The sequence below is a fragment of the Helicobacter sp. genome (assembly GCF_014799995.1).
Lineage (GTDB): Bacteria > Campylobacterota > Campylobacteria > Campylobacterales > Helicobacteraceae > Helicobacter_D.
This window is the reverse complement of sequence record NZ_JAAVGY010000050.1, coordinates 1-22,926: the sequence shown is the minus strand read 5'-3', so window position 1 is coordinate 22,926 and position 22,926 is coordinate 1. Positions and strand designations below refer to the sequence as shown.

General features: G+C 39.0%; 27 protein-coding genes and 1 pseudogene. 9 read left to right on the top strand and 19 right to left on the bottom strand.

What is annotated here, in order from left to right; genetic code table 11:
- Positions 1 to 178 precede the first annotated feature (178 nt).
- Positions 179 to 715: a hypothetical protein gene (locus tag HDT10_RS07915; RefSeq protein WP_290882011.1), complete on the bottom strand. Its 537-nt coding sequence runs from the start codon at positions 713 to 715 to the stop codon at positions 179 to 181.
- A gap of 267 nt (positions 716 to 982) precedes the next feature.
- Complete coding sequence (locus tag HDT10_RS07910) at positions 983 to 1,843, bottom strand: hypothetical protein (protein ID WP_290882008.1); 861 nt, start codon at positions 1,841 to 1,843, stop codon at positions 983 to 985.
- A gap of 110 nt (positions 1,844 to 1,953) precedes the next feature.
- Here HDT10_RS07910 and HDT10_RS07905 point away from each other — a divergent pair.
- Together HDT10_RS07905 and HDT10_RS07900 are read left to right on the top strand one after the other, a co-directional pair.
- Positions 1,954 to 3,075, top strand: a pseudogene (locus HDT10_RS07905) (glycosyltransferase family 4 protein); the annotation flags it as partial.
- Positions 3,076 to 3,132: 57 nt separating this feature from the next.
- Positions 3,133 to 3,756, top strand: a complete 624-nt coding sequence (locus HDT10_RS07900) for a sugar transferase (protein ID WP_290882016.1) — start codon at positions 3,133 to 3,135, stop codon at positions 3,754 to 3,756.
- A 35-nt stretch (positions 3,757 to 3,791) separates the two neighbouring features.
- On the opposite strand, the gene HDT10_RS07895 is transcribed toward HDT10_RS07900, so the two are convergent.
- From HDT10_RS07895 to HDT10_RS07885, 3 genes are all read right to left on the bottom strand, one after another.
- Positions 3,792 to 3,923, bottom strand: coding sequence for a hypothetical protein (locus HDT10_RS07895; protein WP_290882006.1), 132 nt, complete (start codon positions 3,921 to 3,923; stop codon positions 3,792 to 3,794).
- Positions 3,924 to 3,933: 10 nt separating this feature from the next.
- A complete protein-coding gene (locus HDT10_RS07890; RefSeq protein WP_290882003.1) occupies positions 3,934 to 4,260 on the bottom strand; it encodes a cysteine peptidase family C39 domain-containing protein in 327 nt (108 codons plus the stop codon).
- Between the two features lie 121 nt (positions 4,261 to 4,381).
- Complete coding sequence (locus tag HDT10_RS07885) at positions 4,382 to 5,140, bottom strand: MBL fold metallo-hydrolase (protein WP_290882001.1); 759 nt, start codon at positions 5,138 to 5,140, stop codon at positions 4,382 to 4,384.
- A gap of 93 nt (positions 5,141 to 5,233) precedes the next feature.
- Here HDT10_RS07885 and HDT10_RS07880 point away from each other — a divergent pair, with 93 nt between their 5' ends.
- Positions 5,234 to 6,325, top strand: coding sequence for a deoxyguanosinetriphosphate triphosphohydrolase (locus HDT10_RS07880; protein ID WP_290882014.1), 1,092 nt, complete (start codon positions 5,234 to 5,236; stop codon positions 6,323 to 6,325).
- 15 nt (positions 6,326 to 6,340) lie between these two features.
- Here HDT10_RS07880 and rpsO read toward each other — a convergent pair whose 3' ends face one another.
- The gene (rpsO, locus tag HDT10_RS07875; RefSeq protein ID WP_290881999.1) at positions 6,341 to 6,616 is read right to left on the bottom strand and encodes a 30S ribosomal protein S15; all 276 of its coding nucleotides are present in this window, start codon (positions 6,614 to 6,616) and stop codon (positions 6,341 to 6,343) included.
- A gap of 153 nt (positions 6,617 to 6,769) precedes the next feature.
- Between rpsO and flhA the strand changes: the two genes are divergently transcribed.
- The 5 genes from flhA to HDT10_RS07850 are packed head-to-tail and all read left to right on the top strand — an operon-like array spanning position 6,770 to position 12,184.
- Positions 6,770 to 9,028 (top strand): flagellar biosynthesis protein FlhA, encoded by a 2,259-nt coding sequence (flhA, locus tag HDT10_RS07870; protein ID WP_290881996.1) that lies wholly within the window; start codon positions 6,770 to 6,772, stop codon positions 9,026 to 9,028.
- A gap of 8 nt (positions 9,029 to 9,036) precedes the next feature.
- Complete coding sequence (locus HDT10_RS07865) at positions 9,037 to 10,119, top strand: 3',5'-cyclic-nucleotide phosphodiesterase (RefSeq protein ID WP_290881990.1); 1,083 nt, start codon at positions 9,037 to 9,039, stop codon at positions 10,117 to 10,119.
- A complete protein-coding gene (locus HDT10_RS07860; RefSeq protein WP_290881988.1) occupies positions 10,112 to 10,345 on the top strand; it encodes a hypothetical protein in 234 nt (77 codons plus the stop codon). The genes HDT10_RS07865 and HDT10_RS07860 overlap by 8 nt, the downstream gene beginning before the upstream one ends.
- 4 nt (positions 10,346 to 10,349) lie before the next feature.
- The gene (gene purN, locus HDT10_RS07855; RefSeq protein WP_290881986.1) at positions 10,350 to 11,081 is read left to right on the top strand and encodes a phosphoribosylglycinamide formyltransferase; all 732 of its coding nucleotides are present in this window, start codon (positions 10,350 to 10,352) and stop codon (positions 11,079 to 11,081) included.
- On the top strand, positions 11,078 to 12,184 hold the full coding sequence (locus HDT10_RS07850) for a glycosyltransferase family 4 protein (RefSeq protein ID WP_290881984.1): 1,107 nt from the start codon (positions 11,078 to 11,080) through the stop codon (positions 12,182 to 12,184). Before purN ends, HDT10_RS07850 begins: the two co-directional genes overlap by 4 nt.
- 135 nt (positions 12,185 to 12,319) lie before the next feature.
- Here HDT10_RS07850 and HDT10_RS07845 read toward each other — a convergent pair whose 3' ends face one another.
- From HDT10_RS07845 to HDT10_RS07825, 5 genes are read right to left on the bottom strand one after another with little or no spacing between them, the layout of a single operon-like run.
- Positions 12,320 to 12,913 (bottom strand): FMN-binding negative transcriptional regulator, encoded by a 594-nt coding sequence (locus tag HDT10_RS07845; protein WP_290881982.1) that lies wholly within the window; start codon positions 12,911 to 12,913, stop codon positions 12,320 to 12,322.
- Positions 12,914 to 12,922: 9 nt separating this feature from the next.
- Positions 12,923 to 13,741: a UDP-N-acetylmuramate dehydrogenase gene (locus tag HDT10_RS07840; protein ID WP_290881979.1), complete on the bottom strand. Its 819-nt coding sequence runs from the start codon at positions 13,739 to 13,741 to the stop codon at positions 12,923 to 12,925.
- Between the two features lie 3 nt (positions 13,742 to 13,744).
- A complete protein-coding gene (fliQ, locus tag HDT10_RS07835; RefSeq protein ID WP_290881976.1) occupies positions 13,745 to 14,011 on the bottom strand; it encodes a flagellar biosynthesis protein FliQ in 267 nt (88 codons plus the stop codon).
- A 27-nt stretch (positions 14,012 to 14,038) separates the two neighbouring features.
- The gene (gene fabI, locus HDT10_RS07830; protein ID WP_290881973.1) at positions 14,039 to 14,860 is read right to left on the bottom strand and encodes an enoyl-ACP reductase FabI; all 822 of its coding nucleotides are present in this window, start codon (positions 14,858 to 14,860) and stop codon (positions 14,039 to 14,041) included.
- Between the two features lie 11 nt (positions 14,861 to 14,871).
- Positions 14,872 to 15,594, bottom strand: coding sequence for a triose-phosphate isomerase (locus HDT10_RS07825; RefSeq protein ID WP_290881972.1), 723 nt, complete (start codon positions 15,592 to 15,594; stop codon positions 14,872 to 14,874).
- A 94-nt stretch (positions 15,595 to 15,688) separates the two neighbouring features.
- Between HDT10_RS07825 and HDT10_RS07820 the strand changes: the two genes are divergently transcribed.
- Positions 15,689 to 16,771, top strand: coding sequence for an FUSC family protein (locus tag HDT10_RS07820; protein ID WP_290881969.1), 1,083 nt, complete (start codon positions 15,689 to 15,691; stop codon positions 16,769 to 16,771).
- Between the two features lie 11 nt (positions 16,772 to 16,782).
- On the opposite strand, the gene HDT10_RS07815 is transcribed toward HDT10_RS07820, so the two are convergent.
- The 8 genes from HDT10_RS07815 to ffh all read right to left on the bottom strand — a co-directional run bounded on the left by HDT10_RS07815 (position 16,783) and on the right by ffh (position 22,491).
- Positions 16,783 to 18,159, bottom strand: coding sequence for a methyl-accepting chemotaxis protein (locus HDT10_RS07815; protein ID WP_290881964.1), 1,377 nt, complete (start codon positions 18,157 to 18,159; stop codon positions 16,783 to 16,785).
- Positions 18,134 to 18,640: a PAS domain-containing protein gene (locus HDT10_RS07810; protein ID WP_290881959.1), complete on the bottom strand. Its 507-nt coding sequence runs from the start codon at positions 18,638 to 18,640 to the stop codon at positions 18,134 to 18,136. Before HDT10_RS07810 ends, HDT10_RS07815 begins: the two co-directional genes overlap by 26 nt.
- A 293-nt stretch (positions 18,641 to 18,933) precedes the next feature.
- Positions 18,934 to 19,290, bottom strand: a complete 357-nt coding sequence (rplS, locus tag HDT10_RS07805) for a 50S ribosomal protein L19 (RefSeq protein WP_290881956.1) — start codon at positions 19,288 to 19,290, stop codon at positions 18,934 to 18,936.
- Positions 19,280 to 19,984: a tRNA (guanosine(37)-N1)-methyltransferase TrmD gene (trmD, locus tag HDT10_RS07800; protein WP_290881954.1), complete on the bottom strand. Its 705-nt coding sequence runs from the start codon at positions 19,982 to 19,984 to the stop codon at positions 19,280 to 19,282. The genes rplS and trmD overlap by 11 nt, the downstream gene beginning before the upstream one ends.
- Positions 19,984 to 20,532 (bottom strand): ribosome maturation factor RimM, encoded by a 549-nt coding sequence (gene rimM, locus HDT10_RS07795; RefSeq protein WP_290881952.1) that lies wholly within the window; start codon positions 20,530 to 20,532, stop codon positions 19,984 to 19,986. The genes trmD and rimM overlap by 1 nt, the downstream gene beginning before the upstream one ends.
- Positions 20,533 to 20,784 carry a KH domain-containing protein gene (locus HDT10_RS07790; protein ID WP_290881949.1) on the bottom strand — a complete coding sequence of 84 codons (252 nt, stop codon included), beginning with the start codon at positions 20,782 to 20,784 and terminating at the stop codon, positions 20,533 to 20,535. It abuts the gene before it with no gap.
- A 28-nt stretch (positions 20,785 to 20,812) separates the two neighbouring features.
- Positions 20,813 to 21,040: a 30S ribosomal protein S16 gene (gene rpsP, locus HDT10_RS07785; protein ID WP_290881946.1), complete on the bottom strand. Its 228-nt coding sequence runs from the start codon at positions 21,038 to 21,040 to the stop codon at positions 20,813 to 20,815.
- A gap of 110 nt (positions 21,041 to 21,150) precedes the next feature.
- On the bottom strand, positions 21,151 to 22,491 hold the full coding sequence (gene ffh / locus HDT10_RS07780; protein ID WP_290881943.1) for a signal recognition particle protein: 1,341 nt from the start codon (positions 22,489 to 22,491) through the stop codon (positions 21,151 to 21,153).
- Positions 22,492 to 22,926 lie beyond the last annotated feature (435 nt).

The window sequence follows — 22,926 nt, the reverse complement described above, 5'->3', positions numbered from 1 at the left end:
TTTACATTATTACTTACATTTGTAGAGGTTGTCTTATTTGTATTAGAAAGATTCTGATAATAACTAGAATAAAGAGAGGAGGAATAAGAATTGGTAATGCTAGACATTGCTTATCCTTTTCTTTGGATTTTAGAAAAGGATAAGCAAAAGGTGTGCCAAAAATGGCAAATTTTATAATTTAGCGGTAATTTTTAGCATAGTCTTTAACAAGACTATTAGCTTGATTAATTAATTTTCTATTATCTTTTTCCAACAACTGATTTGCATAATTCCTATCCGCACTTCTTGTATAGACAGGGTTGTATTGATTCGCACCAATAATAGAAACATTCACTTGATTAGTGAGTAAATTTAAAGTTGCAGAAACAACAGGCTTATAGTTTCCACTTCCATCATCTACATTAAGAGGCAAAAGTTCATTTGTGCTATCGGGAAACAATTCATAATAAGCTGTATAAGATACTCTTGTGCCTGAATTATTTGTTGTGCCATATTGATGTATCACAACCTCTGGCACTATAACACGCCCATTCTCAATCTTATAAAGATACGCCCCTCCCACAACCTTACTCATTTCCTCATCATTTAAAACTCTAACACCTTTGCTTTGTTCGTTAAATTCTCCATTGGTTGCAAGTGAGATTAAATCTACTTCTGCAAAAAGTGTGCTTGAGATTCCTAAACTTAGTAAAGCTCCTAACATTAACTTTTTCATCTTTACTCCTTATTTAAAATTTAGATTTTCATTATAGATTAGGGAATCTTAAAATGAAGTGTAGAAGATTTTTTAACTTTTGATTTTAGTGAGAGTGTTACACAAGGAAACAGGTTTGCTTTGAATGCCTCGTCATTGTAAAGCCTTTATAAAAGGCTGTGGAATTTATAATGCAGCATACTTTAGATTTTGCAATGGAATCGCAAAGTTAAAGGAGAGATTCTATATTATGGATTGCTTCAGATTCACTATCTTGCAAAGCATTTTTCAAAACTTCTTCCATAAGCTAAAAGTAAAGACACTATCAGGAGCAGAGGAGCTTCCCCCAGCAGTTCCAGAGACAGAAAGCGCAGTGTCAGAGTTTAAACTATAAGTTGCCCCTAGAGAAAAGGTAGGAATAGAATAAGAATTGGAGGTTTTTCTCCCCTCAAACTTAGAAGCACTTTGGAATCTCTGCTCTAATCCTGCGTCCAAAGAAACCTTGGGACTAAGAACTACAGACATATCAAATCCAAAAAACAAGCTGTTTCCATACTCTAAGTTACCATAGTCAAAGGTTCTTTCACGATTGTAGATTCCACCAATATAAAGAGAGGAAATCACAGGGTCAGAATAGTTTTTGAATGCTAATTGTGCGGAAAAAGATTGAAATGTGAAATTTTTTGTTTCGTCAAAATGTTCTTCTCTTTGAAGCACGCTTCCTTGCAAAGTGATTTGAGGGATAAACATTTCTCCAATCGTATCAGCAGTATAGATTCCGCCAATCCATAAGGAATCAAAATCGAAGCTTTTTTCGGTCGTATAATCAAATCCTAGATAGCTAAAATATTCATTTTGTTTATAGCTACCACTTCCAGAGACTAATAAATCAAACTTGGGAGCGAGTGTATAAATAAAGGTTTGATTGAGTGAAAGCTGCTTCGTATCTGTCCAAGTTTTTGTATCAGGTTGTGCTACTAAAGTAGGATAAAGATTGTAAATATACGCATTACCACTACTTAAAAAACTCACACTTGTAATGCTTCTTAACCCGATTTGTTTTTTAAACAAAGAATCCATTGTAATAGGGTCGGAAGCAAAACTAACCGCACTTAAAAAGCCTAAAGAGAGAAAAATCTTTCTAAACATTTGCGTTCCTTTTTGCAAAGAATTTAGCAAATAATAAAGCAAAAGGTGTGCCAAGTTTTGTTGTTTGATTAATGCTATAATTCTAATATTTTGCAATTTCAAGGGTTTTGATGAAAGTCTTATTTCTCTCACATACGGATTCCAATCTCTATCTTTTTCGCCTGCCCATTATGCTAGCTCTCAAAGCGCAAGGAAACGAAGTCGTTGCGCTCATACCCAAAGGAGCAGACTTTGATAAGTTTGCCCCCCTTGGCATAGAGGCGATAGAATATTCTATCAATAGGGGAAGCCTCAATCCGCTAGGTGCTCTTAAAACGATTCAAGAGATTACAAGAATCTTGCGACAAACCAAGCCCGACATCGTGCATACCTTTATGCTAAAGCCAAATATTTATGGTGCATTTGCCGCCTATTTTGCAGGTAGAGAATGTGTGATTAACAGCCTCACAGGCTTGGGAAGCTTTTACATTGATAAAAGCCCAAAATCTCGCCTTTTACGATTCGTTATAGAATCTCTCAACCGTATTGCCTTTAGAATTGCCAAAAAAGTATTGTTTCAAAATCGTGATGACTTGGAATTGTATCTACAAAAAGGAATCCTAACGCGAGAAAAAGCAGTATTGATTAAAGGCTCTGGCATTGACACGCAAGCCTTTGCACCTGCAAATCAAGAATCCTATCACGCAATGCGCCAAAAATTAAGCGAGGAATGGAATCTGCCTATCACAAAAAATTCTATCATTACACTAATGATTGCGCGCGCGATTGCGCATAAAGGAGTCAAGGAATATTACCAAGCCGCAGAAATGCTTAAGATAAAGAATCCTAATTCTTTCTTTTTCTATGTAGGCGGGGTAGATTTGGGCAATATTTCTGCAATGAATGAGCAATTTTTAAAAGGCTCTTTAGCAGTCCTTTATCTTGGACAACGCAACGACATACGCGAGCTTATAGGGGCGTGTGATTTATTTGTCTTGCCAAGTTATCGTGAGGGGATTCCACGCACGCTCTTGGAGGCTGGAAGTATGGCAAAACCACTCATCACAACCAACGCCGTAGGCTGTCGCGAAGTGGTAGAAAATGGCAAAAACGGCTTCTTAGTTCCTATTGGAGATGCAAACACATTAGCACAAAGAATCGCACAATTAAGCGAGGATAAAGATTTGCGCGTGCGTTTTGGGCAAGCAAGCAGAGAAAAAGTCTATGCCGAGTTTAGCACGGAGACGATTGTCCAAAGCTATTTGTCTTTGTATCGCTCGGTTTTGGATTCTAAACAATCCTCGCCTAGAATCTACAAAGACTTCATCAAGCCTATTTTGGATATTTCACTTGGGGCGATTTTGCTTGTGCTCTTTTCCCCTATTTTGCTTTTAACTGCCTTGCTCATTCGTTTCAAACTCGGTTCGCCCGTGTTTTTTACACAAGAGCGTCCGGGCAAAGAGGGCAAGATTTTTAAGATTTTTAAGTTTCGCACAATGAACAATGCACGCAACGAAAAGGGAGAATTGCTTCCCGATGAAGTGAGGCTTACACACTTTGGCAAGCTGATTCGCAAAAGCAGCCTAGATGAGCTACCACAACTCCTCAATGTCTTAAAAGGAGAAATGAGTTTCGTAGGTCCGCGTCCGCTCTTGGTAGAATATCTGCCACTATATTCCAAAGAACAAGCGCGCCGCCACGAAGTCAAACCCGGTATCACAGGCTGGGCGCAAATCAATGGACGCAATGCAATCTCTTGGGAAGAAAAATTCGCATTAGATGTGTGGTATGTGAATCATCTTAGTTTTTGGCTAGATTGTAAGATTCTATGGGAGACTTTTTATAAAGTCCTCAAACGCAAAGACACGCATTCTAGCACGAGTGCAACAATGGAGAAGTTCCAAGGCAATAAAACGCGTCCTTATGAAGAGTAAATAAAAGAGGGGGAAGCAACCAATGCTAAACATCCCTAAAAGATTCCATTGCAAAACCTAAAGTATGCTTCATTTAGATTGCCACAGCCTTTTACAAAGGCTTCGCAATTGACAGAACCCACTGCGTCATTGCGAGGCTTTAACGGAAGCAATCCATAATCTCGCATATTTTTATTTTCACAATGCAATCTCGCAAAGACGGATTTGTAAAATTTCTCTTGAGAGCTGAAATCCTCTCGTATCATATCCCAAAGCCATAGCCGCCTTTTGCAGCTCTTGGAAGCTTAGCATATCTGTCTTTTGATTTAATAGTTTCAAAATCTCTTGTTCTTGGTATTGTTGGATTCCAAACAGATTAAGCAAAGTCGCCAAAGACGTCGCACCACAAGATTCTTCAAACTTTTGCCGAATCACATTTTGGTTATGGATTTCTTGCAAAGATTCCACCGCAAAAGCAAAGGCGACATTAAGAGTAAGCGCACAAACCAAAAGAATTTTTACCAAGCAAATATCCCAAAAATAATTTAATTATTTAATATCTTTGCATATAATTTCCAAAATCTTAAGAGCTTAAAGGCTAGTTGATATTACAAACTAGAATCTTAAAATGCGAGATTATCTAAACCTAAATACGCGTAAGCCAATAGGGGATATTATTTTGTTCTTGTGCGACATTGGTTATCTCGCCGTGTCCGGGCAAAATCAGTAGATTTTCTTTTCTCTCCATAAACTTTTCTAGGCTTGCTTTCATTGCGCTATTGGAGGAATAAGGAAAATCACTTCTCCCGATAGAGCGGTGAAAGATGAAATCTCCGCTAAACATTACTTTTTGCTTGGACATATTGGGGCTTTGAGATTCTGCGCTTTGTGCTAAGTTAGAATCCCCACTTGCTAACTTATGTCCAAGCACAATCACGCTACAACCGGGCGTATGACCGGGATAGCAAAAAAACTCTATGACAAAATTCCCTAACTCATAGTAATTCTGTCTGCCCAAATTACTTGTATTGGAAATTTTGGACGTAATGCTATCGTTTTTTGTCGCACCCACAAGAACGCTAGGTGTAGAGCTAGGCAATCCCGTGCTAAAGCAATCCTCCACCAGCATAAAGGCGTCTTCTAAAGGGCAAAAGAGCGGAATCCCGCTAAAGTGTGCCACAAGCTCCGCATTGCTCCATACATGGTCAAAATGCCCGTGTGTGTTGAGAATCGCAAGAGGCTTGCTGTGCTGTAATGTTTCTATCACCCAAGCACTCGCGCCAATGCCCGCGTCTATGATGAGTGCCTCTTGGGTATGTTTATCCAATGTCAAATAACAATTTGTCTGATATTCTCCAAAAGCCTTGCGCAAGACTTTAAAAGAATCATTTTCAAAAATTATCATTCATTTCCCCTAAAATTTCTCAAAATCTTGCGAATCTTAACGCAAAATCGCTAAAATAATACCAAAAAAGGCAAAGTAATGACACAAAATCCAATGCACCCCAATGCGCGATTCCATTTGGCTACTCCCGACTTTCGCGATTCCTTTGGACGCGATAGAGATAGAATCATTCACAGCTCCTATTTCAGACGCCTAGAATACAAAACGCAAGTTTTTATCAATCATAGCGGGGATTATTTCCGCACGCGTTTGACGCATTCGCTTGAAGCTAGCCAGATTGCGCGCACTTTGGCAAAGAATCTAGGCTTAGATGAGAATCTCTCTGAAGCTATTGCGCTAGCCCACGATTTGGGACACACACCTTTTGGACACGCGGGAGGCGATGAACTAGATAGAATAATGCGCCATTGCGGATTTTCTAATGGATTTGACCATAACTTCCAATCGTTTCGCGTGGTAACCAAGCTAGAAAAACGTTACAAAGAATTTGATGGCTTAAACCTCACTTTCGCTACGCTCGAGGGAATTTTAAAGCATTCTTATCCTTATGAAAAGCCATTTTTGAGCGACAATCTAAAAAATTCGTTTCGCGTAGAATTTCACCCAAGCCTTGAAGCAATCCTCGTGGATTTATCTGATGAGATTGCCTACATCAGTGCGGACATTGACGATGGAATTAAATATGGGTTGATTGGTTTTGAGAATCTTAAAGAAAGCGCATTAGTCTCCCAAGCCATAGAGTTTGTAGAAAAAGAAGAAAAAGTAATGCGTGGGGATTCTATTTTCAGACATCGCTTCACCTCACGCCTCATTACTCTATTGGTTTATGATATTTTAGAAAACAATCAACCCTTTGTGCAAAGCTCCCCGCAATGCTTTACCTATCGTGCTAAAGAATCCTTGCCCATTACTCACACCAAAGTAATGGAAAATGATATTAAAACCCTTAAACAGATTCTTTTGACGCATCTTTATCGCCACGAAGAGATTTCTAAAAAAATGTTTATGGGCAAACGTTGCGTGCGCAAGCTTTATGACTGCTTCAATAATGAGATAAATTTACTACCAAAAGACTTACAAGAAAGAATTTATAAAGGAGAGAAACCACATCGCGTCTGTGCGGATTACATTGCCTCTATGACAGACCGCTATGCGATTGCACTCTATCACGAGCTAGGGTTTTAAGAAAGACAGGGCGTCTTAGCCTCTGTCTTTTAGCCCCAATTTCTCAATCACATTTGCATAACTTTTGAAGTTTTTGCGGCGCAAATAAATGAGCAAGCCTTTTCTTTGAGAAACAAGCTTCCTAAGTCCTAAGCGGCTAGAATGGTCTTTTGGATTGACTTTTAAGTGCTCGGTTAGGGTTTTGATTCTATCACTAAGCAGGGCAATCTGCACCTCTGTTGAACCTGTATCTTTAGGATTTCTAGCAAAAGCAGAAGTAATTTCTCTTTTTTTCGCCGAATCTTGAGCCATTTTGACCTCCTGATTGGTATAAATTTAAAGTTTGCGATTCTAGCATAAAAATGTAAAAATACGCTAAAATTTTAAAAATTTAAAAGATTTCTTGATTTTATTAGTTAAAAACGATTAGAATTGCGAATCTAAAATTATTTTTGTGGAGTGGATTTGGCAGCAGCGGATAAAAAAGTTTCTTTCTTAAGTAGAATTATGCCCTTTTTGTCCTTTTTATCGGGTTCAAAAGACCTCACGGTTGTCTTTTTTATCATTGCGATTCTTGCAATCATCATCGTGCCTCTGCCAAGCTCTTTGCTAGACTTTTTCTTGGCTATTTCTATTGCACTTTCTGCACTGATTATTCTGATTGCATTATATGTCAAAAAACCCACAGATTTTTCGGCTTTTCCGACACTCTTGCTTATCATTACGCTTTTTCGCCTTGCTCTAAATATCGCAACAACAAGAATGATTCTAAGCAATGGACATTTAGGTCCCGAAGCTGTTAGCGATATTATCAATGCCTTTGGACAATTTGTCGTGGGCGGAAATTATGTCATTGGGATTATTCTTTTTATCATTTTGGTTATTATTAACTTTATGGTTGTAACCAATGGTTCTACAAGGGTTTCCGAAGTCAAAGCGCGTTTTACGCTTGATGCAATGCCGGGCAAACAAATGGCGATTGACGCGGATTTAAACTCCGGAATCATCGGGCAAGAGGAAGCTAAAGCAAGACGAGACGCACTAGCGACAGAGGCGGATTTTTATGGCTCTATGGACGGTGCAAATAAATTTGTCAAGGGTGATGCCATTGCGGGCATTATCATTACACTCATTAATATTATCGGGGGATTCCTAATTGGCGTCTTTCAAAAAGATATGACAATGGCGGATTCTGCTTCAACTTTTACAATCCTCACCATTGGAGATGGTTTAGTCTCTCAACTTCCCGCGCTGATTGTTGCTACTGCGACAGGTATTATCGTAACCCGCTTTAGCAAAGAGGGAGAGAATTTCGCTTCGGGAATTATTGACCAACTCATCAACGAATCCAAAACCCTAATGATTGTCGGCTGCATTTTGCTACTCTTTGCGCTTGTTCCGGGCTTACCCACCCTCTCACTAGGCTTTGTAGGTTTGTTATTCTTAAGCCTTGCCCTCCTCCTTAGCAAACAAAAAGAAGGCGAGGTATGGAAATATGTAGAATCGCTCTTCAAAAAAATCAGAAAAGAAGACAAAGCCAAAAGAGGCGAGTTGCGAGATTCTAACGATTTACCTCAACGCCAACAAGCAAGGCAGCAAGCCAATGCAGCACAAGCGGCACAACAACCTAAAGAAAGCGAGGAAGAGCGCAAAAAGCGCGATGAAGCAGAAATTGACAATGCGCTTAAAGTCAAAATCTTGCGCGTAGGGCTTGGGTATCAGCTCATCAAGTTTGCAGACCCTGCACAAGGGGGCGAGCTAGTTAATAAAATCCGCCAAATCCGTAAGACAATGGCAACAGAGTATGGAATCCTTGTGCCAATGGTGCATTTGCGCGATGATTTAAACTTGCCTCCCGATGAATACCAAATCTTGCTCAAAGAAATTGAAATCGGTCGCGGCAAGGTAATGGCAGATAAATATCTCGCCGTAGCAGCAAGTGGCTTTGCGGGTGAATTGCCCGATGGAATCCCAACTAAAGAACCTGTGTTTGGGTTAGACGCTTATTGGATTGATGAGAGCAAAAAAGAAGACGCGATTATTGAGGGTTACACAACGATTGACGGAGCAACCGTGATTAGCACCCATATCCAAGAACTCATCAAGCAACACGCAGAGGAATTGCTCACGCGTCAAGAAGTGCATAATCTACTTGAGAAACTAGGCAAAGATTATCCGATTTTAGCAGAAGAAATCAAAGGTGTAGGGGTGGGCACGATTCAGCATATTTTAAAAGAACTTTTACACGAACAACTTCCTATCAAAGATATGCTAAGCATTGCAGAAGCAATTGCCGATGGCTATCCGGCTTACAAAGGCGATTTGCCAACGCTTACAGAATATGTCCGCGCTTGTCTGAAGCGAATGATTACGCATAATTTCCAAAGTGATGACGGAATCTTGCGTTATTTTATCCTCTCTCCCGCATTGGAACAATTCTTGTTAGAGCGTCTGCCAGACCAACAAAAAATTGGACAGAGATTGCGCCTAAGCCCGACAGAATCTCAAAATCTACTTGACGCGCTTAATGTCTCCCTCCAAAAGGGAGCTTCTATGGGTGCTGTGCCGACTATCATTGGCGGCACTCCTATGGTATTGAGGAAGCCTTTAGCAATTTTCATTGAGCAGTATGGATTAAGCCGCAATATGATTGTTCTAAGCACCGCAGAGATTGATTATCAAAGCAAATATGAAATCTTAGGTACGGTTGAGTTTGCTCTATAAGGAAAGTTATGCAAATCTATCATCTCTCCCATATTGATTTAGACGGCTATGGCTGTCAAATGGTAAGCAGGGAAATCTACACTTACGCCTTAGATTCTGCGACATTGTATTTTTATAACGCCAATTATGGCAAAGAAGTCGGCGCGCGTTTGGAACAAATTTATAGGCAAATCCAACAAAACAAAGCAAAGAATCCTAAAGAAAATCAGGCACACCTTTTGATTAGCGACTTGAATTTAACACTTGAGGAATGCGAAAGATTAGTCCAATCTGTCTTGGAATTAAACCTCAATGGATTCCAAATTACCTTTGAGCTCTTAGACCACCATAAAAGCGGGCAAGAATGCGCGCAAACTTATGAATGGTATCATTTGGACACGCAGCGGTGCGCAACGCAAATCGTTTATGATACTCTGCTTGCGCGCTATGGGCTTCACGATTCTGTACAAAAATGGCTTGAACCTATGGTGCGTATGATTAATAGCATAGATTTGTGGCAGGAAGAGGGCTTCCAATTTGAGTTTGGCAAGGTTGCAATGCGTTTGATTGTAGAGTGCAAGGAGCTGAATCGCTTTATGTTTGATGATGAGGACCGCAACTATAAACTCGCCCTCCTCAAGCAGTCCGCACAATTTCTTATGCAAGAAAAGGGCGAGATTCTATTAGACAATGCCATTTTGGAGATGAAAAAATGCTTTTTAAATGGTAGCTTGCTAAGCGATACATTAGATAATCTTGCCTCCCATTTCCAATGCAATTTGTTAGCACAAAAGACAGAACAATGCAGCGTATTTTATGGCAAATATCGGGGATTTTTGAGTTATAGCATTGGCAATATCTCGGTATTAGCCAATTTGTTTTTGAAAAACAATCCGCAATTTGACTTTTTTGTTGATGTCAGTGCGCGGGGCAATGTGAGCCTACGCGCAAACCACCAATGCGATGTCAGTCTCATCGCACGAAAGTTTTTCAATGGCGGGGGACACCCTAATGCAAGTGGAGGCAAAATTGACGGATTCAAAGAAAGTTTTGTCTATGAGGACATTAAAGAATGTGTGCAAAATATCTTAAAAGGAGAAGAAGATGAGTAAAGAAAGAATCCAAGAGCTAGAAGAGGAAGTAGAGGAATTATCTATCCAACTAAGCGATATGCTCTGTGTTGCATTGCTTTTAAGCGGTGTCAAAGAATCCCATATACAAGAGGCACTAGACGCTTACATTGAGGGACTAGATGAACAGAGCGTAGAATATGGCGTCAATGAGATTCTACAAAACATTGAGCAGCTCAAAAAAACACACCCACAATTTTTTAAGTAATCCAATGCAGACAAAAAGAATCGCCATTTTATTTAGCGGCAATGGAAGCAATTTAGAGGCACTTATCAAGGCTTTACACCAACAATGTTTTATCCCGAGCAAAAGACTAGAAAACACAAAACAAAGCACAATTGGGGGGTTTTTGGTTGGGGACATTTTAATTGAGGGATTCTTCATTGGTGGGCTCTCGCACACTTTTAAAGAATCCGATATTGCAGACAAACACGCAAACCAAGCCTTTAAGGTAGAAGTCGTTTTGGCTTTAAGCAACAAAAGCGATGCGTATGGGCTTACGCGTGCGCAAAGACTTGGAATCCCAACGCAAATCATACAAAGCACAGGAAAAACACGAGAAGCATTTGATGCAGAACTAGTCGCAAGATTACAACCTCTTGGGCTAGATTTGTGCGTTTTGGCAGGATTTATGAGGATTTTAACGCCCACTTTCACACAAAAAATTCGCGCAATCAATATCCACCCCTCTCTTTTGCCCCTCTTTAAGGGAACAAATGGAATCGCGGAATCCTATGCCTCGCCTATGCGACTAGGAGGCGTTAGTGTGCATTATGTCAGTGAGGAGTTAGATAGCGGAGAAATCATCGCGCAAGGCGTGATTCCAAAAATTGCGGGAGAGACTTTAGAATCCTATGAAGAACGTATCCACAAACTAGAACACACACTCTATCCGCTAGCGGTATTGGAAGCATTGATGGCAAAACAAGGAGAGGAAAAATGAATATCCGCGTTTTACACACAGAATGGTCTGGCGGATTTGGAGGACAGGAAATCCGAATTTTAAATGAAATGGAGGAAATGAGGAGGCGCGGTTGTTATCTAGCACTTGCGACAAAAGAAGATACAAACATTTTATCCAAAGCCAAAGAAAAAGGATTTGACACTTTTATTTTGCCTTTTAAAAGCAAAAGCGATATAGAAAGTATTTATAAACTCCATAAAATCCTAAAAAATTTTGATATTATTAATACGCATAGCAGCGTAGATACTTGGTGCGGTGGATTGGCAAGCATTGGAAGTGGGGCGAAGTTTATTCGCACGCGTCATTTATCTAGCAAAATCCACCCATCGCGTCTTAATTTCATTAATTCCTTGGCGGATTTTATCCTCACAACAGGGCAAAGCATACGACAAGCAATGATAGAACAAAATCGCATTAATCCCAATAAGATTCTCTCCATACCAACAGGGATTGACACGATGCTTTTTTGTAAAGAAAAATATGATAAGGAGCAGATGAGAACAAAATATAATCTCCCTCAAGATGCTCTAATTGTTGGTAATCTTGGTGTTTTACGGGCAATGAAGCGACAAGATATTTTTATTGAAGTTGCGCAAAAGATTTTCCAAAAATATCCTAAGGTGTTTTTTGTCATTGCAGGTAGTGGAGATGGACAAGTTCGTTTAGGAAACCTTGCAAAAGAAGCGAATCTTAACGCAAAGCAAGAAATCGTGCGATTACTCGGGCATATCAACAACCCAGCAGAGTTTTTGAGTACTTTGGATATTTTTATGCTCACAAGCGACAAAGATGAAGGAGTACCACAAAGCCTAATGCAGGCACTTGCAATGGAGATTCCAAGCATTGCAGGCAATATCGGCTCTATTGCGGATTTGCACCATATTCACGAGGGCAAACCAAACTTTATTCTCACACAAACTCCAACCCAAGAAGAATTTACCGCCGCATTAGAGACTCTCATCAATAAAGAGAGAGAGAGAGAGATAATTTCTAATCGTCAATTCATAGTAGAAAATTTTTCCCTCTCCGCAATGGGAGAGAGGATTCTATCCATTTATCAAAAACTACTCAATCACCCCTAGCTATCGCAATCTTATCAACTAGATGCCACTGCGTCATCGTAAAAGCAAAATATGCGTTGCAGAGACAACGCACCACTTACAAATCATCATCTCAATCTTGCGACAAAAGCTAATTGATAGGGTAAAAAGGCAGTGTTAGTCTAACTGCGCAAGATATCTTATAATTTGAATCGTCTCTGCGTCCATTTTGTCCTTACGATTCTCCAAGTCTTGCAGGATTTGCGCTCTCTCGCTTGCTTTAAGATTCTGTCCAAATTTCGCTTTAGCACTTAGATGTGAGATGAGAATCTTACCCACAAAAGTCCCCCGCTCTTTGCCGACAAACTGCCCTTGCTCCATACTTATTTCTGTATTGTTAGGCTCATATTTCTGCACCAAACGCGTCAAAATGTGCCTTTTCTCCTCCAAATCCTCTACAACGCAAAATTGTCCCTCTATGAAAACCGAAAAGAAAAATTGTGTTGGAATCATCGTGTGATGTAAGAAACTTGAAGGAATATAGGCGTAAGGCTTGGCGCAACTAAAAGAAACTTTTGGATTGGCTTTTAAAAGCGTGTATTTGCGTCCAGCTTTTGCCCCGTGCAAATAAATCTGTGAATCCTCATAACAAAAGCTAAGCGGAATCGCATAAGGAATCGTATCAGGAATCACGAGTGTGCCAAACTCTATTTTATTTAAAAACTCTTGTATCTTCGCCGAATCTTTATAATCAAAGTCGCTTCGCCGCATAATTCCACCTCATCGCACAATCTGCACTTCGTTTTCTAGTGTGATTCCGCATTCCTTTTGCACTTTTTCTTTGGCAAGTAAGATAAGATCTAGTGCCTCTTCAAAGGTGGAATCTCCGAGATTGACAAGAAAATTCGCGTGTTTAAGGCTGAAACATAAGCTCTTATTTCTGCCAAATCTCACCCCTTTAAGCCCTACCTGCTCGATCAATCGCCCCGCAAAGTCGTCTTTGGGATTCTTAAAACAACTCCCAAAGCTAGGCTCTGTGGGCTGATTTTGACGCATTTTCATAAAAGTCTCTACCAAAGATTGTGCAAACCCTGTTTCTTTTTTAAAGATTCCAGCAAAGATGAATCCCTCAATTTGACTGCTACGATAGCCTAAATGCAGGCTCTCCACACCCTTAAACTCTAATTTGCTAGCAGAATCTAATTGCAAGATTCCAAGCAATGTTTCCTTAATCTCATAAGTTTTCAGCCCTGCATTCATCTTGATGATTCCGCCGATACTTCCGGGCAATCCGACAAGAATCTCAAATCCCCTCAAATTCTTGCGCTTAGCATAAGAAAACAGCTTGCCACTCGGTGTGGCTGCGCCCACTTCTAAGCTATCGCCCAAATCCTTTATATAATCAAATTCTTTACTTAAAGCACAGAGATTCTGCGCATTAGGCGCAATGAGGAGATTATTTGCCTTGCCAATGATTTGAGGAGTAGCCCCCTGCAATAGCAATGCGTAATCTTGTGGGGATTCTATAAATTTAAGCGTATTGTGCGTGCCAATGCGCACACTCGTGTAATGCGAAAAGTCTATGATTTTTTGCAGCATAAATCAAAAAAGAAAGCTTGGAATCATATTAAAGATTCTTGTCGTGAAGTCCATTAGCATATTTAACATCCAAGGCATTGTAAAGATGATTACAACAATAACAGAAAGAATCTTGGGCACAAAAGTGAGCGTCATTTCGTTGATTTGTGTCGTGGCTTGAAAAATACTAATCATCAAACCCACAACCAAACCCACAAGCAACATTGGGAGAGACAAAGTAAGCGTAATTTTATAAGTTTCAATCGCTAGTGCCATTAATTGCGATTCCAAATCTCTCTCCTTAAGAATGCCTAGAAACTATTTGCAAGAATCCCAAACCATTGTAGCTTTGCCGTCTTTTTCCTCCACTGCTGCCATTCCCATAATATTGTAACCACAATCCACATAATGCACTTCGCCTGTTACCGCACTTGCTAGAGGCGAGAGCAAATACATCGCGGAATTGCCCACTTCCTCTATGCCGACATTTTTACGCAAAGGTGAGTTGGCTTCGTTCCATTTCAAGATAAAACGGAAGTCTCCGATTCCACTTGCCGCAAGCGTGCGAATAGGACCGGCAGAAATCGCATTAACACGAATTCCGTCTCTGCCTAAATCGTGTGCCAAATAGCGCACGCTAGATTCCAAAGCGGCTTTGGCAACACCCATAACATTATAATGTGCGACATGTTTCACGCTTCCTAAATAGCTTAGGGTGAGGATTGAAGCATTAGGGCTTAACACGGGCTTTAGTTCGCGACAAAGCTCAATGAGAGAATACACAGAGACTTCCATTGCAATATTAAAGGCTTCTTTAGTCGTGTCTAAAAAGCCTCCGTCCAACGCTTCTTTAGGGGCAAAAGCCACGCTATGCACCAAGAAGTCCAAAGTGCCAAAATCGCGTTTAATGCTCTCGCGTAAAGAGGCAAAATGCTCCTTTTTGCTCACATCAAGTTCATAAACAAACTGCGAATCTCCAATTTCTTCGGCAATCGGAAGCACGCGCTTTTGAATTTGTTCGTTCATATAGGTCAAGCCAATCGTTGCGCCTTGTGCCTTGCACGCTTTAGTAATGCCATACGCAATGGATTTATTGTTCGCAACTCCAACGATTAAGCCTTTTTTGCCCTGCATTATCATTGATTTACTCCTTAAAATAATGAATTTTCTAAGATTTGGCAGAAGCTTGAAATCTCCCAGCTTGCACTTCCAACAAGCACGCCATCTACCCCATTAATAGAGAGAATCTGACGCACATTTTGAGGCTTTACGCTCCCGCCATACAAAAGCGGAATTTTACCTAATTTTTGCTTTAAGCGTGTGTGGATTTGCGTGATTTCTTCCAAACTCGCGCTCACTCCACTACCAATTGCCCAAATAGGCTCATAAGCTACGATGAGATTAGAATCGTTTAAATCAATGCCGCTAAGCTCGGATTCCAAAAACTCCAAAGTCGCCTCTACTCCTTGTTGCCTAATTGCCTGCGATTCTCCAATACAATAATAAATCGTAAATCCAAGGTTGCTAAAGAACTTAAATTTTTCTGCGCAAAACTCTTGCGATTCCTTGAGTATCTCGCGCCTCTCACTATGCCCGACTAAAAGAGTAGTAACTGCAAATTCTTCTAATTGCTCCAAACCGATTTCACCTGTATAAGAGCCATTTCGCGCAGGATAAGCGTTTTGTGCGCCGACTTGAAAGCCCTTAAAACGATTTTCTAAGAGTGCCGTTTGGGGAGGAAAAATAGTGATTTGATGCGGGAGGGATTGGCTTTGTGATTCTATCTTTGTAAGGAAACTTTCTAATTCTTGGCAAAACTGCAAAGTGCTTTTTCTTGTATGATTGGTTTTGAAATTGCTCGCAATGATTTTCATAGCTTTCCTTTGGTTTTTGGTATTATAGCAAATCTTAAATGTTTGCAATGCTACTTTGCGTTATAATTTTCAATAAATCTATGGGACATTGCAAATGAACTTTTTACATAAAATACAAGAAAATATCAAACATATTTTTACTTGGAATCCGAGTGATAGATTATGGCAAATGCCATTTTTTGCAGGGCTTGGTGTCGCGATTGTGCTTTTTATTGCGGCTTTCTTTAATCGTCCAGATTTAGGGCTTGTGGCGATGATTGGAGCAAATATTTTTCTTTATGTGCCCGATACACCGATTTATCACAAAATGATTCTGTGTATGGCTTGCGCCTTTGGAATCATTATTTCTTTTACGCTTGGGCTTGTAGGACAAACTTACCCCTTGTTGATTCCACTGATTGTTTTTCTTGTTACGATGACGAGTGCGCAAGTTGTGCGCTACTTTAGCATTGGTGCGCCGGGATTCTTTTTCTTTACTTTTGCGATGATTCTAGGGACTTATATTCCCTTTGAAATCAAAGATTATCCTTTTGCCATTGGATTAGTCGCACTTGGTGCTATGGTGGCAAATGTAATGGTTTTGCTCTATTCTTTGAGCGTAATTTATGTTTTTAAAATTCCCCCCAAACCCATTCCAAAAATTGGAGAATTTGGCTTTGGTGCAACCATTATTGACCCCATTATTATTGCATTCTTTGTCAGTAGCTCTATGGTTTTACAAAACCTTTTAGAGTTGGAGCGCGGTTATTGGGTCGGAGTGAGCTGCGCGGCAATCTTAACGGCGGTTACCTTTAAACAGATTTGGGTTAAACAAACACAAAGAATCTTTGGCACAATTTTAGGCGTAAGCCTCGCTTATTGGCTATTGCATTTTAGTTTTAGCCCGATTCAATTTGCTCTTTTGATGATGATTTTATTATTTTTAGCAGAATTAACAGTAGTTAGGAATTATGCTTTAGCTATGTTGTTTCTAACCCCTTATTCTACCTATCTAGCGGAAGTTTCTAGCTTTATGAATTATGACCCAAACTTGATTATCAAAGCAAGAATCTTAGATATTACGATTGGTAGCTTGTTTGGACTTTTAGGCGGTGCGACATTGCATTGGAAGCCTTTGCGCAGAGTATTAGAAAGAATCTTGCGCAAAGTCATCTCGCGGTGGATTGGAGAAGATTAAGAATCCTAAATCTAGCCATTAATCCTATGAAGTTGTTGGTAAATCTCCTCGCTTTTTGCCTCTAATTTCTGACAATAAGCCTGTAATCGCTCTTGATTTTGTGTGCAATCTTGAGTTTTAATAAAATCTAAAAATTCTCGTATGCTCTCATCAAAACTAAAGATGTTTTCACAAATCGCTTTGTCAATTGCGGTATTCTCCCCGATTTCACATTGTGAAATGATTTGTGGAATCTCATTGGTAATCACAGCGGAATAAGAGGCGAATTTTTTCAAAATACAATCTAATTCAAGCAAAGTGATATAAGACCTTTTGTTGGTATGCAAAATAGAATCCAAGAGGAAAGAAGCCTGCTTGTCCATTTGCCCAAAAGCCTCGTTGAAAGAAATCATCACATCATTAGATTGGTTTGTAATCTTATCAATCTCTTTTACATAACTAGAAATCTCATTCATTTCTTGATTGATAATCTGTGTAGTAGAGGAAATTTCTGATGCCGTTTTTTCCGCGCGTTCTGCTAGTTTGCGCACTTCATCGGCAACAACCGCGAATCCTCTTCCGTGCTCTCCAGCTCTTGCAGCTTCAATGGCTGCATTGAGCGCAAGCAAGCTGGTTTGGTCTGTAACTTCTTTAATCAAGAGAACGAAAGAATCAATTTCTTTGATTCTTTTTGCAAAAACTTCAAAAAGCTGCGAGGTTTGTGCCATCATAGACGAAAGATTGGAAAAGTTATTCACAATCACTTGGACACTTTGCATTCCATTATTAGAATGCTCGGAAATGGATTTGGTTTCTTTGGAAGTTTCATTCATTGTTTGAATCACGGCATTTAAGTTGGTAGAGACAGAATTTAAATCTTTCTTAAGGCTTAGCGAACTTTGCTTGGAGATTTGATTTACAATCAACCCTCTTGCTCCTAATTTATCCGCCTCTTCAATGGCATTAGAGGCTTTATTAATCAAGCGCGCAACATAAGAGAAATTTCCTTTCAAGCTCTCTACATTCATTTTTCTTGCATAACGTTTTTCGCCTGCTGCAACAATAACTGAAGAACTCCCTCTAACAAAGGATTCCACTTGGTCTGCCAAATCATTCACAACCCAAGAGAGATTTCCAAGATTCCCTGTATCTTGAATGCCTGTAATCCTAGCCTCTAAATTTCCAGAAGAAAGCTTTTTGATACAATCGGTAATTTCCTCTATATATGAATTTCTCCTATTTCCTGCTATTAATGTCAAAACGCAAGCGATAATGCCTAAGATAAAAATAAAAAACTCTACAATGATATGAACATTAAAAAACTCAATAACAAACAACAGACAAAAAATAGCAATAAAACAATAATTAAAAAACCTAGAATATCTATAAAGATAATATGAATTCTTCATAACTCACCCCTTTTTGCGCCAAAATTGATTCCAACTTCTCTTGACTTTTTTGGACTCCTTCTTTTTTCTCTATCTCTAACAATTCTTGATAGAGAACACTAATCGTTTGTTTAGCCTCCTCTGTGGGTTTAACCCTGATAGAATGATAACCCACAATCTCTCCTTGCCCATTAAATGAGGGCGTAACATAAGCTTTGACCCAATAATACGAACCATCTTTGGAGAGATTTTTCACATAAGCCGCAATCTCTTTGCCACTCTGAACAAAATCCCACAAGAATTTAAAAATCACTTTGGGCATATCAGGGTGTCGCACAATATTATGTGGCTTGCCTAAAAGCTCCTTTTCTGTATAGCCCGAAAGATCAATAAAGATTCTATTCCCATAAAGAATTTTTCCTTTTAAATCTGTCTTAGAAACGACAATTTCGCCCTCTTTAAATTGTCGCTCTTTTAAAGTAGGTTTGACTTTATTACTCATCATTATTCCTAGTGTAAATATAAGACTGAAATTTTAAACAACAAATTCCTAATCCATAATCAGCATTATTCCTTTATATAGTTAATAATTTGTAAATAAATTGTTAAGAAAATGTCAAGAAAGCATACCAAGCAAGATTATAGATTCAGAAATTTTATTGATTTTTTATTAAAAATAAAATTTATTTATCAATATGCAAAATAAATTTAAGAAAAGCAAAGTATGGTATTAAAGATAAAGATAAGGATTAATTAATGAATAAGCAGATTCCCAAAAAGGGAGAGAATCGGAAATTACTTTCTAATTTCTTTGATTCTTGCAGATTTTCCACTTCTGGAACGTAGATAATAGAGTTTGGCTCTTCTGACACGACCAATTTTAAGCACTTTAATGCTCTCAATACTTTCAGAATAAAGAGGGAAAATTCTCTCTACTCCCACACCATTTGCGCCGATTTTTCTAATCGTGAAAGTCTTGCCTGTCCCGATTCCACGCAATGAAATACAAACGCCCTCAAAGTTCTGAATCCTTGTTTTATCTCCTTCAGAGATTTTAATCCCAACTCTTAATGTATCTCCCGCCTTGAATTGTGGAATTTCTTTTCCTGCAATTTGCGCATCTTCAAAATGCTGAATATATTTATTTCTCATCTTTCAACCTTTGTTTGTAGCGAATATAGAGGTCTAGCCTATGGAATCTAGTTTTTGCCTCTGATGCTTTTAGTTTTAAGTCGCTGATTTTAGCGTGATTTCCCTTTGAATACTCTGAAGGAATCATTAAATTTTTAAAATTATAAGGTTTGACAAAGTTAGGAGCTTCTAGCAAAAACTCTTCATAGCTCTCACCTTGCAAGGAATCGCTATTGCCAAGCACGCCCTCCACTTGTCTTGAAATGCTATCACATAGACAAAGTGCAGCAATTTCTCCGCCGGTTAAAATAAAATCTCCTATACTAAAGACTTCATTGGCATAACATTCAATCAAACGTTCATCAAACCCCTCATATCGCCCACAAACTAGGGTAATGTGAGATTTTTTACTTAGACGTTTAGCATCATTTTGTGTAAAAGACTTTGCGCAAGGTGTGAGAAAAATAATATGCGTCTTTGAATTTCGTTTCTTGACAGAATCTAGCGCGTTACTCAACGCCAATGGCTCTAATACAAGCCCTGCACCACCGCCCACTTGATAATCATCAGTTTTTGCAAAACGATGTGGGCTAAATGTGCGTGGATTGACAAATTCTACTTGGATTAATTCTTGCTCTAATGCACGATATAGGATAGAATCGCTGAAATAAGATTCTATCAAATGCGGGAATAAAGTAACAACAGAGAATCGCATTAACTATTTTCTAAGATTTCTTTGCAAAATTGCGTCCGAATGACTTTAGGTTCTTGCGTGGAATCAACTTCTAAAATATAACGTTTGGTGTAAGGAATCAGGAAAGATTTAGGGAAGTTTTTGCCCCTAAGTGCTTCAGTCGTCTTAACCAACAAAAAATCTTGCTCACAAAAGCGGTCAATCTCGCTGACTAAGCCTAGAGTTTCACCCTCTTCTACAATTTCACTTCCAATAATATCAAACCAAAAAAACTCATTTTCTTTGAGTTTGCATTGCTCCTTACTCTGCTGTTGTGTGGTATAAAGCATAAGATTTGCGATTTGTTTCGCACTCTCTTTAGAAGAGATTTCAACGAACTTTGCTATGGAAGATTTAATGTGATAATATTCAAGCGTGAGATTGCCAAATTGAGAGAAATAAACATTACCTGCTCGTAAGGATTCTGGAAAATCACTTAATAAATGCAAAAACACTTCGCCTTTAAAACCTACTGCGCGACCGACTTTTGCGACACTCACCCAATCTTTTTGGACGCTTTTACCCAACATTTAATTTTTAGAATCTTGTGGCTTCACAATAATGCGATAAGAGTTTCCGTCTTTTGCCTTGATACCGGAAACAAAGGTTTTGATTGCACCTATCATTTTGCCGTCTTTGCCAATCAAACGTCCCGCATCTTGCAGTGAAGACAGAATCTCAATTTCATAAAAATTTGTGTCAAGCTCTGTTTTGATGACACGAATCTTATCAGGCTCTGCAACGATTTTTTTTACATAAGCTTCTATAAAATTCTCTACCATAATTCTAATTCTATTGCTTCAAATGGGATTATTTGGTGATAACCTTAACTCTTTCACTCATTTTTGCGCCAACACTTGTCCAATATTTCAATCTTTCTGCATCATATTTTACAACAGAGGGTTCAGCCAATGGATTATAGTAGCCAATAGACTCAATCCATCCTCCATCGCGTCTTTTTCTGCTATCAGTTACGACAATTCTATAAAAAGGCTTTTTCTTTCGTCCCATTTTTGTTAAGCGGATAACAGTTGCCAAAATATACTCCTTAAATCAATCTTTGGTAATTTACAGATAAATCTGTCTAAAATTGAGATTTTACTCAACTTTAGAGAAACTTATGCTTAAATCACTTCAAGCAAGCCTAACTAGCGTCTAAGCTGCCCCATTCTTGCATCTTTCATCAGGCTCATCAAATCCCCCATTCCCCCCTTATTAGAAAACTTTTTCGCCATTTTCGCCGCATTTTCAAATTGCTTCAAGAAACGATTGACATCACTTACATCAATCCCCGCACCCATTGCAATGCGCTTTTTGCGACTGCCATTTAGCAAATCTGGATTCTCGCGTTCCTTTGGTGTCATAGAAGAAACCATTGCTCGCATTTGTTTAATTTCTTTGGAATTATCCAAATCTACATCTTTTAATGCACTTGCCATATTCCCCAAGCCCGGCAACATAGATAAAATGGATTGCATAGAACCAATCTTTTTGATATTGTCTAATTGGGCGATAAAATCATTAAAGGTGAATTTGCCTTTTTTGATTTTTTTAGAAATATCTTTTGCTTCCTTTTCACTGATGACAGCAGCGGTTTTTTCGGCAAGAGAGTGAATATCTCCTGCCCCCATTAATCTGCCCACTATGCGCTCTGGGATAAAAACTTCTAAATCCGCAACTTTTTCTCCTACCCCAATAAAGCGCAAAGGAATCCCAAGCTGGTGCGCGATAGAAAGTGCGATTCCACCTTTGCTATCCCCATCAAATTTACTTAAAATTACCCCGCTTAAATCCATTTTTTCGTGAAAAACTCCCGCACTCTTGACGCCATCTTGCCCACTTAAGCTATCCACAACATAGAAAATCTCATTTGGATTAATTGCGGCTTTAATCCCTTGTAGTTCTTGCATCAATATCTCATCAATCGCCAATCTCCCCGCAGTATCCACTAATAAGACATCATAAAGCCCCTCAATGGCTTTTTGTTTGGCTTGCATTGCGATTTCTGCGGGAGATTTCCCCTCAAGATGAAAAAAATCCACTTCTACTTGCAAGGCTAACTGACGCAACTGCTCCACTGCAGCTAATCTCTGCAAATCACACGCGGCTAATAGGACTTTCTTTTGCCTACCCTTAAGATAATTCGCGAGTTTTGCTGTCGTGGTTGTTTTCCCACTTCCTTGTAAGCCCACCATTAAAACGATTGTAGGGGGTTTAGGAGCAAAAAGAAAGCCATAATTGCCCGGTGCAGTTAGAATCGCATTTAAAGATTCTTTTAATGCGCTTAAAAAGTTTTCTTTCCCTATTCCTGCAAGTTTTGTTTTGCTCTCAATCTCACCCAAAAGATCTTTGAGAACCTTATAATGCACATCGGATTTTAATAAAGACTTTTTAAGCTCATCTAATGCGCGCTTGAGTGCCTTTTCATCATCTTGAAATCGGATTTTACTAATGGCACTTTGGAAGCTTTCTGTAATCACACCAAACAACTTGATAACCCCAATGAATTTAAAATAATAAAATTTGCGATTCTACATTAAATTTGCTTAAAATATTCATAGTCTTAAGAAAGTTTGCTTTGGCGCAAATATAAAAGTGATTGCAACTTCTTAAACCGAGACTACCTCATTTAAGACAACCATCATTCCCTTTACTCTATTGGGAAATCCTAAAATTGCATGATTGATTTGCACTACTCAAACCTCCTAAATCCAACAAAACACAAGGTTAATCCTTGATTTATTCTTTCAAGCGACTCAAGGGATTGATTTGAAATTATAAGCCTATCAAGCCTACAAACACAAGCAAAGTTTGGAATCTTTAGGATAAAAAATAATGAAAAAGCCTACTTTATGGGCTTAAAAAGAGGAGATTAAAAGTTATTTTTGGGATTTTAAAGTATAATAATGCAGGGTAATTGCCAC